The organism is Clostridium putrefaciens (genome assembly GCF_900461105.1).
Classification (GTDB): Bacteria; Bacillota; Clostridia; order Clostridiales; family Clostridiaceae; genus Clostridium_L; species Clostridium_L putrefaciens.
Window position 1 is genome coordinate 2,797,356 of sequence record NZ_UFWZ01000001.1, and the last position, 15,827, is coordinate 2,813,182.

At 33.2% G+C, this 15,827-nt stretch carries 16 protein-coding genes, 1 tRNA gene and 1 other annotated feature; all 17 genes read right to left on the reverse strand.

The window, feature by feature from the left end; genetic code table 11:
• Nucleotides 1-10: 10 nt before the first annotated feature.
• Nucleotides 11-3,784, reverse strand: a complete 3,774-nt coding sequence (gene rpoB / locus DY168_RS12860) for a DNA-directed RNA polymerase subunit beta (protein WP_115642102.1) — start codon at nucleotides 3,782-3,784, stop codon at nucleotides 11-13.
• A gap of 304 nt (nucleotides 3,785-4,088) precedes the next feature.
• Nucleotides 4,089-4,451, reverse strand: a complete 363-nt coding sequence (rplL, locus tag DY168_RS12865; RefSeq protein ID WP_115642103.1) for a 50S ribosomal protein L7/L12 — start codon at nucleotides 4,449-4,451, stop codon at nucleotides 4,089-4,091.
• Nucleotides 4,452-4,506: 55 nt separating this feature from the next.
• Nucleotides 4,507-5,010 carry a 50S ribosomal protein L10 gene (gene rplJ, locus DY168_RS12870; RefSeq protein ID WP_115642104.1) on the reverse strand — a complete coding sequence of 168 codons (504 nt, stop codon included), beginning with the start codon at nucleotides 5,008-5,010 and terminating at the stop codon, nucleotides 4,507-4,509.
• A gap of 33 nt (nucleotides 5,011-5,043) precedes the next feature.
• Nucleotides 5,044-5,174 (reverse strand) — a sequence feature (ribosomal protein L10 leader region).
• A gap of 42 nt (nucleotides 5,175-5,216) precedes the next feature.
• Nucleotides 5,217-5,906: a 50S ribosomal protein L1 gene (gene rplA / locus DY168_RS12875; RefSeq protein ID WP_115642502.1), complete on the reverse strand. Its 690-nt coding sequence runs from the start codon at nucleotides 5,904-5,906 to the stop codon at nucleotides 5,217-5,219.
• A 64-nt stretch (nucleotides 5,907-5,970) separates the two neighbouring features.
• Complete coding sequence (gene rplK, locus DY168_RS12880) at nucleotides 5,971-6,396, reverse strand: 50S ribosomal protein L11 (RefSeq protein ID WP_029451430.1); 426 nt, start codon at nucleotides 6,394-6,396, stop codon at nucleotides 5,971-5,973.
• Nucleotides 6,397-6,469: 73 nt separating this feature from the next.
• The gene (nusG, locus tag DY168_RS12885) at nucleotides 6,470-6,991 is read right to left on the reverse strand and encodes a transcription termination/antitermination protein NusG (protein WP_115642105.1); all 522 of its coding nucleotides are present in this window, start codon (nucleotides 6,989-6,991) and stop codon (nucleotides 6,470-6,472) included.
• A 38-nt stretch (nucleotides 6,992-7,029) separates the two neighbouring features.
• Entirely contained in the window at nucleotides 7,030-7,266 is a 237-nt protein-coding gene (gene secE, locus DY168_RS12890) for a preprotein translocase subunit SecE (protein WP_115642106.1), read from the reverse strand.
• Between the two features lie 29 nt (nucleotides 7,267-7,295).
• Nucleotides 7,296-7,445 (reverse strand): 50S ribosomal protein L33, encoded by a 150-nt coding sequence (gene rpmG, locus DY168_RS12895; protein WP_084170488.1) that lies wholly within the window; start codon nucleotides 7,443-7,445, stop codon nucleotides 7,296-7,298.
• A 176-nt stretch (nucleotides 7,446-7,621) separates the two neighbouring features.
• Nucleotides 7,622-8,815 (reverse strand): elongation factor Tu, encoded by a 1,194-nt coding sequence (tuf, locus tag DY168_RS12900; RefSeq protein WP_115642097.1) that lies wholly within the window; start codon nucleotides 8,813-8,815, stop codon nucleotides 7,622-7,624.
• Nucleotides 8,816-8,886: 71 nt separating this feature from the next.
• A tRNA-Thr gene (locus DY168_RS12905) sits at nucleotides 8,887-8,962 on the reverse strand.
• Between the two features lie 152 nt (nucleotides 8,963-9,114).
• Nucleotides 9,115-9,756: an RNA polymerase sporulation sigma factor SigH gene (sigH, locus tag DY168_RS12910; RefSeq protein WP_115642107.1), complete on the reverse strand. Its 642-nt coding sequence runs from the start codon at nucleotides 9,754-9,756 to the stop codon at nucleotides 9,115-9,117.
• A 71-nt stretch (nucleotides 9,757-9,827) separates the two neighbouring features.
• Nucleotides 9,828-10,337, reverse strand: coding sequence for an NYN domain-containing protein (locus DY168_RS12915; RefSeq protein WP_115642108.1), 510 nt, complete (start codon nucleotides 10,335-10,337; stop codon nucleotides 9,828-9,830).
• A 2-nt stretch (nucleotides 10,338-10,339) separates the two neighbouring features.
• Complete coding sequence (rlmB, locus tag DY168_RS12920; RefSeq protein ID WP_115642109.1) at nucleotides 10,340-11,128, reverse strand: 23S rRNA (guanosine(2251)-2'-O)-methyltransferase RlmB; 789 nt, start codon at nucleotides 11,126-11,128, stop codon at nucleotides 10,340-10,342.
• Entirely contained in the window at nucleotides 11,115-11,564 is a 450-nt protein-coding gene (locus tag DY168_RS12925) for a Mini-ribonuclease 3 (protein ID WP_115642110.1), read from the reverse strand. Before DY168_RS12925 ends, rlmB begins: the two co-directional genes overlap by 14 nt.
• A 235-nt stretch (nucleotides 11,565-11,799) precedes the next feature.
• On the reverse strand, nucleotides 11,800-12,393 hold the full coding sequence (rpsD, locus tag DY168_RS12930; protein ID WP_115642111.1) for a 30S ribosomal protein S4: 594 nt from the start codon (nucleotides 12,391-12,393) through the stop codon (nucleotides 11,800-11,802).
• A gap of 167 nt (nucleotides 12,394-12,560) precedes the next feature.
• Nucleotides 12,561-14,345 carry a penicillin-binding transpeptidase domain-containing protein gene (locus DY168_RS12935; RefSeq protein ID WP_115642112.1) on the reverse strand — a complete coding sequence of 595 codons (1,785 nt, stop codon included), beginning with the start codon at nucleotides 14,343-14,345 and terminating at the stop codon, nucleotides 12,561-12,563.
• 72 nt (nucleotides 14,346-14,417) lie between these two features.
• Nucleotides 14,418-15,818 carry a cysteine--tRNA ligase gene (gene cysS, locus DY168_RS12940; protein WP_115642113.1) on the reverse strand — a complete coding sequence of 467 codons (1,401 nt, stop codon included), beginning with the start codon at nucleotides 15,816-15,818 and terminating at the stop codon, nucleotides 14,418-14,420.
• Nucleotides 15,819-15,827 lie beyond the last annotated feature (9 nt).

Sequence of the window (15,827 nt, forward strand, 5' to 3'; positions counted from 1 at the left end):
CCCTTCAAAATTAGTTTTCATCGTCAAAATCATCTAGTTGCAATTCTTTTTTGAATTCATCTAGCGGTAACTCATCATATTCTTCTTCATCGTCTTTTTCATCTTCATCTACTACTACTTCTACTTCTACTTCTTCTAATTCGTCTATTTCTTCTACTTTTTCTTCGTCTATTTCTTGAAGATTACTACCTTCTAGTTCATCAGCTGCTTTTATAACTGGTATATCTTCTTTTCCTTCTATATTTATCTCTAGAGCTTCAAGTTCCTCTTCTGTATATTCTCTTAATTTAATTTCTTCTTTTTTATCATTAAGAACTTTTACATTTAAGCATAGAGCTTGAAGTTCTTTAATAAGAACCTTAAAGGATTCTGGCACACCTGGCTCTGGTATATTTTCACCTTTTACTATCGATTCATAGGTTTTAACTCTACCAACAACATCATCAGACTTAACAGTTAAGATTTCCTGAAGAGTATGTGCTGCTCCATAAGCTTCAAGAGCCCAAACTTCCATCTCTCCAAATCTTTGTCCTCCGAATTGCGCTTTACCACCTAAAGGTTGTTGTGTAACTAATGAATATGGTCCTGTAGATCTTGCATGAATCTTATCATCAACTAGATGAGCAAGTTTCAATATATACATATATCCAACAGTTACTCTATTATCAAATGCTTCTCCGGTTCTTCCATCATATAGTATAGTTTTACCATCACCATCATAGCCTGCTTTTATAAGATGCTCTTCTATATCATACTCATTTGCACCATCAAATACTGGAGTTGCTATGTGCCACCCTAATTTGTTTGCCGCAAGTCCTAGATGGACTTCTAACACCTGACCTATATTCATACGTGAAGGAACCCCTAGTGGATTTAAGCATATTTGTAGTGGTCTTCCGTCTGGTAAAAACGGCATATCTTCTTCTGGTAATACTCTTGAGATAACTCCCTTATTACCATGTCTTCCAGCCATCTTATCCCCTACAGATATTTTTCTCTTTTGAGCTATATAACATCTTACAAGTTGGTTTACTCCTGGAGGTAACTCATCACCATTTTCTCTAGTAAAGACTTTTACATCTACAATAATACCTGATTGACCATGAGGAACCCTTAATGATGTATCTCTTACTTCTCTTGCCTTTTCCCCAAATATAGCTCTCAATAGCCTTTCTTCTGCTGTAAGTTCTGTTTCACCCTTAGGTGTAACTTTACCCACAAGTACATCTCCTGCTCTTACTTCTGCACCTATTCTTATAATTCCACGCTCATCTATATCTTTTAGCGCATCCTCACCTACATTAGGTATATCTCTAGTTATTTCTTCTGGTCCTAGCTTTGTATCTCTCGCTTCGCATTCATATTCCTCTATGTGAATAGATGTGAATACATCTTCTCTTACTAACTCTTCAGAAATAAGCATAGCATCCTCATAGTTATATCCTTCCCATGTGATGAAGCCCATTCTTATATTTTTACCTAATGCTATTTCTCCAAGGTCTGTTGATGGACCATCTCCTAGTACCGACCCCTGTTCAACGTGTTCTCCCTTGTTAACAAGAGGTCTTTGATTTATGCAAGTACCTGGATTTGACCTTTTAAATTTAAGTAATCTATATACGTCAGTTCCACCATCAGAATCTCTTTTAACTCTAATTTCACTAGCACTTACATAAGATACAGTTCCAGCATTTCTAGCCTTTGGAAGTACCCCTGAGTCTAATGCTGCTTTATATTCAATACCAGTTCCAACAAATGGTGCTTGAGGCATTAATAGCGGCACCGCTTGACGTTGCATATTAGCACCCATAAGAGCACGACTAGCATCATCATTTTCAAGGAAAGGTATCATAGCTGTTGCTACAGATACTATTTGTCTTGGTGAAACATCCATAAGGTCAACTTCGTTTCTTGATACAAGTAATATGTCTTCTTTTATCCTTACAGTTACTCTATCATCAACGAACATATTATCTTCATCTAATAATTCATTGGCTTGAGCCACTAAATAATTATCTTCTTCATCTGCTGTAAAGTATCTAATTTCACTAGTTACTATACCTGTTTTTTTATCTACCACTCTATACGGTGTCTCTATAAAGCCATATTCATTAACCCTTGCATAAGTAGCCAAAGAGTTAATAAGTCCTATATTTGGTCCTTCTGGGGTTTCTATAGGGCACATTCTACCATAATGGGAGTGATGAACGTCTCTTACTTCAAATCCCGCTCTTTCTCTTGATAATCCACCAGGTCCTAAAGCTGAAAGTCTTCTTTTATGAGTAAGCTCAGAAAGTGGATTATTTTGATCCATGAACTGAGAAAGTTGAGAACTTCCAAAGAACTCCTTTGTAGCTGCTGAAACTGGTCTTATATTTATAAGAGCCTGAGGAGTTATTCCTTCTGGATCTTGTATAGTCATTCTCTCTTTTACTACTCTTTCCATTCTTGAAAGACCTATTCTGAATTGATTTTGCAACAATTCACCTACTGATCTTAGTCTTCTGTTACCAAGATGGTCTATATCATCTACATTTCCTATGCCATATAAAAGCCCTATCTGATAGCTTATAGTAGCATACATATCGTCTTTAATTATATGCTTAGGTATAAGTCTATGTATGTTCTTTTTAATTTCTTCTTTAATTGCACTTTCTTCTGTATAATTATTTAATATTTCTCTTAAAGTAGGATAATGAACATATTCGCGTATGTTTAAATCCGCAATATCAAAAGGCAATTGTTTATTTATATTAACAAAGTTATTACCTGCAACTCTTACTACTTTATCATCAACAATTATATCTACTAGATTTATACCACTATCTTGAATTGCTAAAGCATTTTCTCTGTCTATCTTTTCACCTTTTTGAACAAAGATTTCTCCTGTTTCTGGATGAACTATATCTAATGCCGATATTTGGTTTGCAATTCTTAAGTTTAGTGCTAATTTCTTATTGAATTTATATCTACCTACCTTTGATAAGTCGTAGCGTTTTGCATCAAAAAACAATGAATCTATTAAACTCATTGCACTATCAACAGTAGGTGGTTCACCTGGTCTTAATCTTTTGTATATTTCTAACAGGCCTTCTTCTCTTGTTTTAGTATTATCTTTTTCTATAGTAGCCTTTAATCTTTCATCATCACCAAAGTAATCCATTATTTGTTGATCACTTGCAAATCCCATAGCTCTTGCTATAACACTAATCGGAAGCTTTCTAGTCTTATCTATTCTTACGTAAATTATATCATTTGAATCTGTTTCATATTCTAACCATGCACCCCTATTAGGTATTACAGTAGCTGAATATAACTTCTTTCCATTTTTATCTACAGAATAATTATAATATACCCCTGGTGATCTTACCAATTGGCTTACAATTACTCTTTCAGCACCATTTATAATGAAAGTTCCTTGTTCTGTCATTAAAGGAAAATCTCCCATAAATACTTCTTGTTCTTTAATTTCACCTGTTTCTTTGTTTTGAAGCCTTACTTTTACTTTTAATGGAGCCGCATAAGTTGAGTCTCTTTCTTTACACTCTTCAACAGAATACTTAATATTATCCATATCAAGTTTATAGCCAATAAATTCAAGGACAAGATTACCTGTATAGTTTGATATAGGACTTATGTCATTAAATACTTCTTGAAGTCCCTCATCTAAAAACCACTGATAGGAATCTAACTGTACCTCTATTAAATTAGGCATATCTATTATGTCTTTAACTCTAGCAAAGCTCATTCTTGTTCTTTTGCCGACTTGGATAGGATGTACCATTAGCTTTTCACCCCTTGTATAAACTAAAATAACCAAAAACATACTATCCCTAAGGACTTTTGCTTCTGGATTGCACAGACATTATCATATTAGTATAACCAGTTATGTCAAAAAAAATCATTATATTGTAAATTTTTGAACATACTATTATTGGGGTGTCTTCCCCCTGAATATCGTTAATTATACTTTTCCCTATAATTAACGGTACATTAAGTAATAGTATCACAATAAATATTTCACGTCAACAGGTATACTTTAAAAAAGAGACACTTTAATTAAAAAGTGTCTCTTTTATGTATAGATACTACTTAACTTCTATTGTAGCTCCAACTGCTGAAAGTTTAGTCTTGATTTCTTCTGCTTCTTCTTTTGAAACGCCTTCTTTTATTGCTTTAGGAGCTCCATCTACAACTTCTTTAGCTTCTTTTAAGCCAAGTCCTGTTATTTCTCTAACTGCTTTTATAACTTTGATTTTTTCTGATCCAACACTTGCTAGTATTACATCAAATTCAGTTTTTTCTTCTGCTGCTGCTGCTGGTGCTCCACCTGCTGCTGCTGCTGGAGCTGCTGCGCTAACTCCAAATTCCTCTTCACAAGATTTAACTAACTCGTTTAATTCTAATACACTCATATCTTTTATAGCTTGAATTATTTCTTCTCTTGTCATTTAAATACACCTCCGAATTTTCTATTAACAATATTTTATTAATTTTAAGATTAAATTACTCTGCTGCTTGATTTTCTTTGTCTTCTTTAATTGCATTTAACACGTATGCTAAATTTGATAAAGGAGCCTTGAAACTTCCAAGAAGTTTTGCAATAAGAACTTCTTTTGGTGGTATTGCTGCAAGTTGTTTAACTTTCTCAGCGTCATATATATCACCTTGAACAATACCAGCTTTTAATTCTATCTTTTTATGTGTCTTAGCAAAATCACTAAGTATTCTAGCTGGAACAGTTACATCTTCATACCCAAAAGCTATGGATACAGGACCTTCTAAGAATTCTGTTATTCCTTCTAATCCTAATTCCTTTGCTGCAAGAGTAACTAACTTGTTTTTGTAAACTTTGTATTCTACTCCAGAAGCTCTTAACTTTTGTCTAAGTTCTGTATCTTCTTCAACTGTAAGTCCTTGATAGTCAGAAAGTATCACCGATTGTGCTTTTTCTAATTTCTCTTTTATTTCAGAAACTTTAGCTTCTTTTAATTGCCTATTCTTATTCACTGTGTGTCCACCTCCTCACAGTTTTCACTGCTTTTTTAAAATAACAAAGGTCCTCTCGCAGACGTGAGAAGACCTATAATTATATCTTATTACGGGGCCCTCGGCAGGTAGTTAAACTATTATGCTCTCGCACCTACTGTCTACGGAATACTTTATTTAATTTTCAACAAATGAAATTATACTAAAGATATCGACACTTGTCAATATTATTCTAATACTTTTGTTGGATTTACTTTTACTCCAGGTCCCATTGTGCTGGAAACTGATACTGATTTAATATATTGTCCCTTTGCTGCTGATGGTTTTGCTTTTACTAAAGCTTCCATCAACGCGTGGAAGTTTTCAGCTAACTTTTCATTTCCAAAAGATTTTTTTCCTACTGGAACGTGAACTATAGAAGTCTTATCTACTCTATATTCAACTTTACCAGCTTTAATCTCTTGAACTGCCTTTTGAACATCAAATGTAACTGTTCCTGATTTTGGATTTGGCATTAAACCCTTAGGTCCAAGCACTCTTCCTAATCTACCTACAACACCCATCATATCTGGAGTTGCAACAACTACATCATAGTCAAACCAGTTTTCTTTTTGGATCTTTTCTAATAAATCTTCCGCTCCTACAAATTCTGCACCAGCAGCCTTAGCTTCATTAGCTTTTTCACCCTTAGCGAAAACTAAAACTCTAACTTGCTTACCAGTTCCGTGTGGAAGTACTACCGCACCTCTTACTTGTTGGTCAGCATGTCTTGGATCTACTCCAAGTCTTACGTGTAATTCTATTGTCTCATCAAATTTTGCTTTAGCTGTTTTTAAAGTCAAATCTACAGCTTCCTTTGGTGTGTATAAAGCGTTTCTATCTATAAGTTTTGAACTCTCTATATAGTTCTTTCCTATCTTTCCCATTGTTATGCCTCCTTTGTGGTACTAACGGTCTTAGCCTCCCACTAATTTACGATAATTAACCTTCTACAACTATTCCCATACTTCTTGCAGTTCCTTCAATCATGCTTATAGCTGTTTCTAAAGATGCTGCATTTAAATCAGGCATTTTAGTTTCTGCTATTTGCTTAACTTGTTCACTTGTTACTGTACCAACTTTAGTGTTATTTGGCACTCCTGATCCACTTTCAAGTCCAGCTGCTTTCTTTAATAATATAGCTGCTGGAGGTGTTTTAAGTATAAAACTGAAAGATCTATCTTGATAAACAGTAATTACAACTGGTATTATCATTCCTGCTTGATTAGCTGTTTTAGCATTAAATTCTTTACAGAATCCCATTATGTTTACACCGTGTTGTCCTAATGCCGGTCCAACTGGTGGTGCTGGTGTTGCCTTTCCTGCTGCAAGCTGAAGTTTTATCATTCCTGTTACTTTTTTAGCCATGAGTTATTCCTCCTATACTGTGGTTATACCGGACTTTTAAAGCCCTCCCACTTAATTAAGACCTATTTAAAATTTAGTCTAACTTTTCTACTTGATTAAAGTCCAGTTCTGCTAGTGTTTCTCTTCCGAACATATTAACCAATGCTTTCACCTTTTTCTTTTCAATGTTAATTTCTTGTAATGTGGCCATAAATTCTTTTAACGGCCCCGAAACAACTTTAACACTTTCGCCTACTTCAAAGTCAACTGTTACAGGGGTTTCATTTATCCCCATAGAATTTACTTCATCATCAGTAAGCGGAACAGGTTTAGAACCAGGACCAACGAACCCAGTAACGCCTCTTGTGTTTCTTATAACGTACCATGATTCATCTGTCATTATTAGTTTAACTAATACATATCCAGGAAAGATCTTTTTCATAGTAACCTTTTTCTTACCATCTTTTTCTTCTATACATTCTTCCATAGGCACTTGAAGATCAAGAATCAAATCATGTAAGTTTCTATTTTCTATAGTTTTTTCAAGGTTAGCTTTTACTTTGTTTTCATAGCCTGAATATGTGTGTACTACATACCATCTAGCTTTTTCACTCATAATATTTAGGAATGATTAATCATTCCAACCTCCTTTTTTTACTTTAATTTGAAAATTAACTTAAAGAGGTTTTTAAATAAAAGATCCACTGCGCCTATGAAGACAATATACAAGAAACAAAAACTAACTACCGCTAAAAAAGCCTTTTTAACATCCTCTTTAGATGGCCAAGTTATTCTACTAAATTCTGACTTAACTTCTTTTAAGAAACTAGTTTTATGCTTCGCCTTACTGCCTGTGCTTTTAACCACTTTGTTCTTTTCATCCACAGCCATAAATTCACATCCTTAAGGTTTTTAAGCGCTTATTTTGTCTCTTTATGAAGTGTGTGCTTCTTACAGAACTTGCAATATTTTTGCATTTCTAATCTGTCTGGGTCATTCTTTTTACTTTTCATTGAGTTGTAGTTTCTCTGCTTGCACTCTGTACATGCTAAAGTTATCTTCACTCTCACCTTGTGCACCTCCAGTATTTTCGTATATAACCATAAGAGCTTTTATGCTCTTATACCCCTTTTTACGCATTACCTTAATAATTTATCACAATTAAAGTTTCATGTCAACGTTAAAATTATGTAAAGGACTAGGGTTTAAACCCAGTCCTAGTATATTAAGTTATATATCAATGTAATTATTTTGTTATTGTAGTAACAACTCCTGATCCAACTGTTCTTCCGCCTTCTCTTATAGCAAATCTTAAACCTTCATCCATAGCTACTGGATTGATTAGTTCAACATTCATATCTATATGATCTCCAGGCATTACCATTTCCATTCCGTCTGGTAATTTGATTGATCCTGTTACATCTGTTGTTCTGAAATAAAATTGTGGTCTATATCCATCGAAGAATGGTGTATGTCTTCCGCCTTCTTCTTTTTTAAGTACATATACTTGACCTACAAACTTGTTGTGTGGGTTTACACTACCTGGTTTTGCAAGTACTTGACCTCTTTCTATTTCTGCTCTTTGTATTCCTCTTAATAGAACTCCTACATTATCCCCTGCCATTGCTTGGTCTAGTAACTTTCTGAACATTTCTACTCCTGTTACTACTACCTTTCTCTTGTCTTCAGATAATCCTACTAATTCTACTTCTTCTCCAACCTTTAAAATCCCAGTTTCAACTCTTCCTGTTGCAACTGTTCCTCTACCTGTAATTGTAAATACATCTTCTACTGGCATTAAGAACGGTTTATCAGTTGCTCTTTCTGGTGTTGGAATATAGCTATCTATTGCTTCCATTAAGTCTAATATAGGCTTAATAGCTACTTCATCTGTTGGGTTTTCTAATGCTTTTAATGCTGATCCTGCTACTATTGGTGTATCGTCTCCTGGGAAATCATATTCACTTAATAGTTCTCTAACTTCCATTTCAACTAATTCTAATAATTCTGGATCATCTACCATATCTGCCTTGTTTAAGAATACTACTATATAACCAACACCTACTCTAGATGCTAATAATATATGTTCTCTTGTTTGTGGCATTGGACCATCCGCTGCTGATACAACTAAGATAGCTCCATCCATTTGTGCTGCACCTGTAATCATATTCTTTACATAGTCAGCATGACCTGGACAGTCCACGTGTGCATAATGTCTATTTTCTGTTTCATATTCTACGTGAGAAGTATTGATTGTTATTCCTCTTTCCTTCTCCTCTGGTGCCTTATCTATTTGATCATACTTAAATGCTTCTGCAAATCCTCTGCTAGCTAATACTGATGTTATAGCTGCTGTTAATGTTGTCTTACCGTGGTCTACGTGACCTATTGTTCCAATATTAACGTGTGGTTTACTTCTTTCAAATTTTGCTTTTGACATTTGTAAATTCCTCCTATCCTTTATTAGATTTTGCAATAAACTTTGCCTAGTGTGTTGTAATTCCTATTTATTGGAGCCCACGATCGGGATCGAACCGACTACCTCCACCTTACCAAGGTGACGCTCTACCTACTGAGCTACATGGGCAACATTACTGAATTTAGAAACAGATTGGTTAATCCTTTGTGCGAAATAATATTTAATATACTATTACAGCTGTTTCTATTCAACTACATATGATTAACCACTTTTTTGATTTTACTACTATTTTTCTTCTATGTCAATATTTTTTGTGCAAATTATCTGTTATTTAAACACTTCTCTAATTTTCGCTTAACTCTTTGGAGAGCATTATCTATAGACTTCGCACGTCTATCTAAATCGCAAGCTATCTCTTGGTAAGACCTTCCATCTAAATATGACATCAAAACTTCCATTTCTAAATCCGAGAGAACCTTTCCTATTTCCTTTTCTATACGATTCATCTCTTCTTTGCTTATTAAAAGTTCTTCAGGGTCTGTTATCTTTATATTAGATATAACATCTAATAATGTTCTATCTGATTCTTCTTCATATATAGGTTTATTTAGAGATATATAAGTATTTAGTGGGATATGTTTTTGACGGGTAGCTGTCTTTATGGCGGTTATTATTTGCCTAGTTACGCAAAGTTCTACGAAGGCTTTAAATGATGCCAATTTATCGGGTCTAAAATCCCTTATGGCTTTATATAGCCCTATCATGCCTTCTTGATATATATCTTCTCGATCTGCACCTATCAAAAAATAAGATTTAGCTTTCATCTTCACAAAATTTTCATACTTATTTATAAGGTATTCCTCGGCTCTTAAATCACCTTTTTTTATCTCTGCTACTATTTCTTCATCAAGCATATCCTTATATAAAGATGTGCTCTTGTACATAACGCCCCCATTTTCCATAGTTCCCCCTCCAAATCCTGTACATCATGTATTTAATTATAGTCCAGTAGAACACGTTAAGTCAAGTTATTTCAATGGCTTCTACGCATTTTCTCAAGTTCTTCCAGTACATTTTTTTGTATCCTATCTTCTAGGGGGTTTTTTTTAGAAAACTTATGTTTTTTATAACTAGATGTTACTTCCTCTTGCATACTTTTTAACTTGTGATAAAATTCTAAGGATGATATCCTTATTGCACCTCTTTGGAAAATCACTTGTTGCTCTAATGAATCAGATGTAACTACTTCTACCTCTGTTTTTCGACCTATGTTATTTACTGACTTTTCTATATAGCTGTCAGCAGTTTCACCTTCTTTTGTGAAAACTACAATAACATTTCCTACTTTTTCTGTCTTTTCTATAGAACCCTTCACCTTATGGGCATCGAAAACTAAAAATATTTTATATCCTTTAAATGATGAGTAATTTTGCATATAATCTATAAGATTTTGCCTTGCAGTTTCATAACTATACTCTTTTATATCTCGAAGAGTAGGCCAGCTATTGATTATATTGTAACCATCAACAAAAATAATTTTCACAATTACTTTTCAATTCTCTTTTTTAAAACTTCATACATTAATATTCCTGCTGCTACTGATGCGTTAAGAGAATTTAATTTACCAGCCATAGGTATACTTACAACCACATCGCATTTATCACGTGTTAGTTTAGATATCCCCTTGCCTTCATTACCTATAACAATTGCAATAGCTCCTCCTAGATCCACCTTATGACTATACTCATCACCATTCATGTCTGCACCATAAATCCATAAACCCTTTTCTTTTAATGTATCTATAGCTGAATTAATATTTGTAACCTTAGCTATCTTCATATATTCTGCAGCTCCAGCTGATGTCTTGTAAACTGTTGTAGTTACTCCAACACTTCTTCTTTTAGGTATTATTATGCCATGCGCACCACATAGCTCTGCTGTCCTTATTATTGATCCTAGATTATGCGGATCTTCAATTTCATCTAAAACAATTATAAATGGATCTTCATTCTTTTCTTTTGCATATTCTAGTATTTCCTCTATAGTGTTGTAAATATAAGGCGTTACAATTGCTATAACCCCTTGGTGACTCCCAGTTTGAGACATTGAATCTAGCTTTTTTCTATCAACTTCTTTAACTACTATAGATTTTTCTTTAGCCATAGCTAGTATAGATGTTATTGAACCTTCTTTATCACCTTTTGCCACTAATAGTTGTTCTATAGTCTTCCCAGATTTCAAAACTTCTATAACCGCATTTCTTCCTTCTATTAAATCTTCTCTTTCTTTTACTTCTTGATGTTTATCTTCTAAATGTATCTTATTTTCTCTCATTACTGTTCTCCTTAACTACTTTTAGCGTCAAATCTAATTTTATAGATCTTTCTAAAATAAAACTTAATCTTTCGTTTTGTTCTGTTAAATACAAATAACCCAAAAGAGCCTCAAATCCTGTTGCGTTTTTATAATCTATAACCTCAGCATTTTTAGGAATTGTATGCGACTTGGCATTTCGTCCTCTTTTATAAACACAAAATTCTTCATCACTTAGTTCTTCTTTGATCAAATTAATTATTTTGCTTTGAGATGCTGCTTTTACATATCCTATGGCTTTAACATGTATCTTGTGTGCTGATAGCTCACCATTTTGTTCTAGTATGTAATTTCTTATAAACAGTTCAAATACTGCGTCTCCTATTAGAGCTAAAGTTAATGAACTTAATCTAGTTGCTTCTTTAACATCATACTTTTTGTGTTTTAAATATTCCATATTAATTCTCCTTGAATTCTTTTAGATAGTCTAATTATTACTCATATTTGCAATAATCTCAACTAAAATATATCATTAACCTAATTTTATTAGATAATATAACAAATAATTTAACTTTTCTCTGTAAAAACAAATCAATAATTATAAACTTTATAGTTTTATTAAAAAAACTCTAAATTCATCCTTTGTATGGATAATGAATTTAGAGTTTTAAATATTTCTTTTTATTTAATTTTTATTTAGAGTAATATTCAACAATTAATTGCTCATTTATCTCTATTGGCAATTCATGTCTTTCAGGTAACTTACATAACTTTCCCTTAAAGTTTTCCTCATCTTTTTCTATATAAGATAAACTAAGTGAATAAACATTTTGAAAGTTCTCTTTGAATATACTTATCTTTTGTGATGATGCCTTAAGAGATACTTCTTCTCCTACATTAACTGCATAGGATGGTATATCTACCTTTTTACCATCAACTTCTATATGTCCATGACTTACCATCTGCCTTGATTGTCTAATTGATGACGCTAAACCCATTCTATATACTATGTTATCTAATCTACATTCTAGGCTTACAAGTAAAACCTCTCCAGTCATTTCTTTGCTTTTTAAAGCCTTATCTACGTATATTTTAAATTGTTTTTCTAAGACACCATAATAAGCTCTAAGTCTTTGTTTTTCTAATAATTGAACTCCGTAATCAGACAACTTTTTATCCGCTCTACTAGTTCCCCTTGCTTCTCTTTTCATTGCCTTTGGATGACCACTAACATTTAACCCAAGTCTTCTACACTGTTTAAATCGTGGTCCCATCATTTTCGCCATAATATACCTCCATATAAATGAATTGCCGCGGTAAATTATTGCCTTTAAATAATATATCACATTATTTCTTTATTGAAAATGATTATCATCTTCCTTTATTCCTTGTTACATAAGTTTAATTTGCTTATTCTAACAATCTCTATTAAATACTTAGGTTTTAAATTTAATTATTGTTTTACTGGATTAATAGCCATTTGATTAAATATTTGTTGAAATAACTCTTTAGCAACTGGAGATGCAATAACACCTCCGAAATGTTCTCCTTCTGGTTCATCAATACTTACAAAAACGCTTATTTTAGGATTATCATAAGGCGCTGCTCCAATAAATGATGCTATATACTTACCTTCTACATAACCTTTTCCACCTATCTTAGCCTTTTGGGCCGTTCCAGTTTTCCCCGCTATTCCAAGTCCCTCTATATAGGCTTGCTTACCAGATCCCTTAGATACAGTCTCTTCTAGCATTTTAGCTACTGAGTTTGATGTAACTTTACTTATAACTTGTCTTTGATTTTTTTCTTCATAAGGCTTAGACACCGTTATGCCTCCATTTTTATCTGCACCAACAATTTCTTTCATTAAGTGTGGAGTGGAGTATATGCCATCATTCATTATGGTGTTTAGTGCTGCTAATATTTGTATAGGTGAAGCTGCATCGGTTTGTCCAAAGGATATGGTTGCAAGGTCTAGATCAGTCATTTGGTCTGTAGGCTTAATTATTCCCGATGCCTCTCCTGTTAGATCTATACCCGAAGGTTTTCCAAAACCAAAGTCATATATATATTTATTTAGTCTTTCTTGACCTATTCTTCTACCTAATTCTATGAATCCAGGATTACAAGAATTCTCCAAGATATCTATTAGCTTCTCCGCCCCGTGACCAGTCTCTTTCCAGCACTTTAATTTTGTTCCATTGACTATAGTAAACCCATTACAATAAAAGTCATCATTGACAAATGTCACCTTTTCTTCTAACGCAGCAGAAATTGTAGTTATCTTAAAGGTAGATCCAGGTTCAAAAACATCATTGACAGCCTTATTTCTCCATAGTTGTTGCAATCTTTCATTATCCACTATGCCCATTCTCGGATCATTTAGGTTAAAGTCTGGTTTATTAACCATAGCTAATACTTCCCCATTTCTAGGATTGGTTACAATAATTGTTACGCCTTTAGCTTTAGTATCTTTTAGGGCTTTATCTGCGATTGTTTGAGCTATATATTGTATGTTTTCATCTATAGTTAAAATTACATCTTTACCATTTACAGCTTCTGTATAAACAACATCTTCATAGGGCAACTCCGAAGCATTTTTATCTAATTCAGCTATTCTTATACCAGACAACCCCATCAGTTCTTTATCATAATACTTTTCTAAGCCAAAAACGCCTTCACCTTCTAAGTCTACTATTCCAAGTGCGTGAGCTAAAAAGTTATTATTAGGATAAAGCCTTGTAGAATCATTTTCGATTATCATGAAGTTATACCTTTTAGTTTTTCTAATTTCTCTAAGCTTATCTATTTTATCCTTTTCTATTTTTCTTTCTAAAGTCATCCCCCTTAATAGCCTACCATTATTATCTGTTTTATCAAGCATAGATATCACTTTGTTATTGTCTATACTTAGAGCTTCTGAGATTTCTTCTGACACTTCCTCTTTAGTTCTTTTGTATCTTACACAATATTCCTGCATGGCTAATAAATCTAAATTAACTTTATATACATCAGCACTTACGGCAAGTTCTCTTCCATTTCTATCTAATATGCTCCCTCTTTTAGGTGATATTTTAGCCTCATTTATAAATTGCCTTTCTGCCTTATTACCCAAAAATTCACCTTGTATAACCATCCTTCTAAAAAGTTGTACTGATAAAAGGAGAAATACAAGTAAATATATTATAAATGTTGCCTTTATTCGAATAGGCTTTATTTTAATCTTCTTATTTCTCATTTGTTTATTCCCCCTATATAATCCTTAGAACACTAAAAATTTCTATAGTAATTATATGGTTATTCACTAGGCCTAATTGTACTTTTTCCACCTTACTCCCTGGGGTGTATCTTCTAAAACTATACCCATGTCTTTAAGTTCATCTCGTATCTTATCTGATAAAGACCAATCCTTATCTCTTCTTGCTTTCTCCCTTTGTTCAATTAACTTTTCCACTTCTTCTTTTAAATTCATCTTAGTGGACTTTTGAAGAATCCCAAGTGGTGAACCTAAATCTCTTATAAGGTTTAAAGCGTAATTAATCATATATTTAGACGACTTTATATCTAGATTACTATTTAAATCTCGAATCAAATCAAATATAACAGATATTCCATCCGCAGTATTAAAATCGTCATCCATCTTCATCATAAACTTCTCTTTGTATCCCTTTATATGATCTATATATACCTTTTCCTTTTCATTAATATTATCTTCATTTACTTCTTCTAAAAGACTTTCTAAATTACCTATAGCATTATAAAGCCTTTCTACCGATGCCTTCGCTGAATCTAAAAGTTCCATAGTAAAGTTTAGTTGTGTTCTATAATGCCCAGAAAGCATGAAAAATCTTACCACATCCGAATCATAACTTTCCAATATATCACGAGTTGTAAAAAAGTTATTCAATGATTTTGACATCTTTTGATTGTTTATATTTATAAAGGCCGAATGCACCCAATAATTCGCAAATGATTTTCCACTTCTAGATTCACTTTGTGCTATTTCATTTTCATGATGTGGGAATACAAGATCAGATCCTCCAGCATGAATATCAATAGTTTCACCTAATATATTATGTGCCATGCAAGAGCATTCAATATGCCATCCAGGTCTTCCCATTCCCCATGGACTCTCCCAGGCAGGTTCCCCTTCTTTTTTATTTTTCCATAGAGCAAAATCCATAGGATCCTGCTTCTTATCTCCTATTTCTATCCTAGCTCCTGCCTGCAAATCATCTATGTTTTGTCCTGATAGTTTGCCATAGCCATTAAATTTCTTTGTGCTAAAGTAAACATCTCCATCTGCCTCGTATGCATATCCCTTATCCACAAGATCTGATATAAAGCTTACTATTTGATCTATGTGTTCTGTCGCTCTAGGATTAAAGCTAGCTCTTTCTATATTTAATGCATCAGCATCTTTGTAGTATTCATTTATATATTTATCCCCTAAAGACTTTACTGTAGTTTTTTCTTCATTAGCCTTTTTTATCATTTTATCGTCTATATCTGTAAAGTTTTGAACATAATTCACCTTATATCCACTATATTCAAGGTATCTCCTTAAAGTATCGAAAACAATAAATGTTCTTGCGTTACCTATATGGAAAAGGTTGTATACAGTAGGTCCACAAACATACATCTTTATTTCTCCTTCTGTCAAAGGAACAAATTCTTCTTTTCTTCTATTTAATGTATTATATAATTTCATAATTCCCCT

What these genes read in the sequence shown, in the direction of transcription:
- rplK (WP_029451430.1), bottom strand. Translation starts at nt 6,396, where the DNA reads ATGGCTAAAAAAGTAACAGGAATGATAAAACTTCAGCTTGCAGCAGGA.
- DY168_RS12935 (WP_115642112.1), bottom strand. Translation starts at nt 14,345, where the DNA reads ATGAGAAATAAGAAGATTAAAATAAAGCCTATTCGAATAAAGGCAACA.
- tuf (WP_115642097.1), bottom strand. Translation starts at nt 8,815, where the DNA reads ATGTCAAAAGCAAAATTTGAAAGAAGTAAACCACACGTTAATATTGGA.
- sigH (WP_115642107.1), bottom strand. Translation starts at nt 9,756, where the DNA reads ATGGAAAATGGGGGCGTTATGTACAAGAGCACATCTTTATATAAGGAT.
- rplL (WP_115642103.1), bottom strand. Translation starts at nt 4,451, where the DNA reads ATGACAAGAGAAGAAATAATTCAAGCTATAAAAGATATGAGTGTATTA.
- cysS (WP_115642113.1), bottom strand. Translation starts at nt 15,818, where the DNA reads ATGAAATTATATAATACATTAAATAGAAGAAAAGAAGAATTTGTTCCT.
- rpsD (WP_115642111.1), bottom strand. Translation starts at nt 12,393, where the DNA reads ATGGCGAAAATGATGGGACCACGATTTAAACAGTGTAGAAGACTTGGG.
- secE (WP_115642106.1), bottom strand. Translation starts at nt 7,266, where the DNA reads ATGGCTGTGGATGAAAAGAACAAAGTGGTTAAAAGCACAGGCAGTAAG.
- rpoB (WP_115642102.1), bottom strand. Translation starts at nt 3,784, where the DNA reads ATGGTACATCCTATCCAAGTCGGCAAAAGAACAAGAATGAGCTTTGCT.
- nusG (WP_115642105.1), bottom strand. Translation starts at nt 6,991, where the DNA reads ATGAGTGAAAAAGCTAGATGGTATGTAGTACACACATATTCAGGCTAT.
- DY168_RS12925 (WP_115642110.1), bottom strand. Translation starts at nt 11,564, where the DNA reads ATGGAATATTTAAAACACAAAAAGTATGATGTTAAAGAAGCAACTAGA.
- rlmB (WP_115642109.1), bottom strand. Translation starts at nt 11,128, where the DNA reads ATGAGAGAAAATAAGATACATTTAGAAGATAAACATCAAGAAGTAAAA.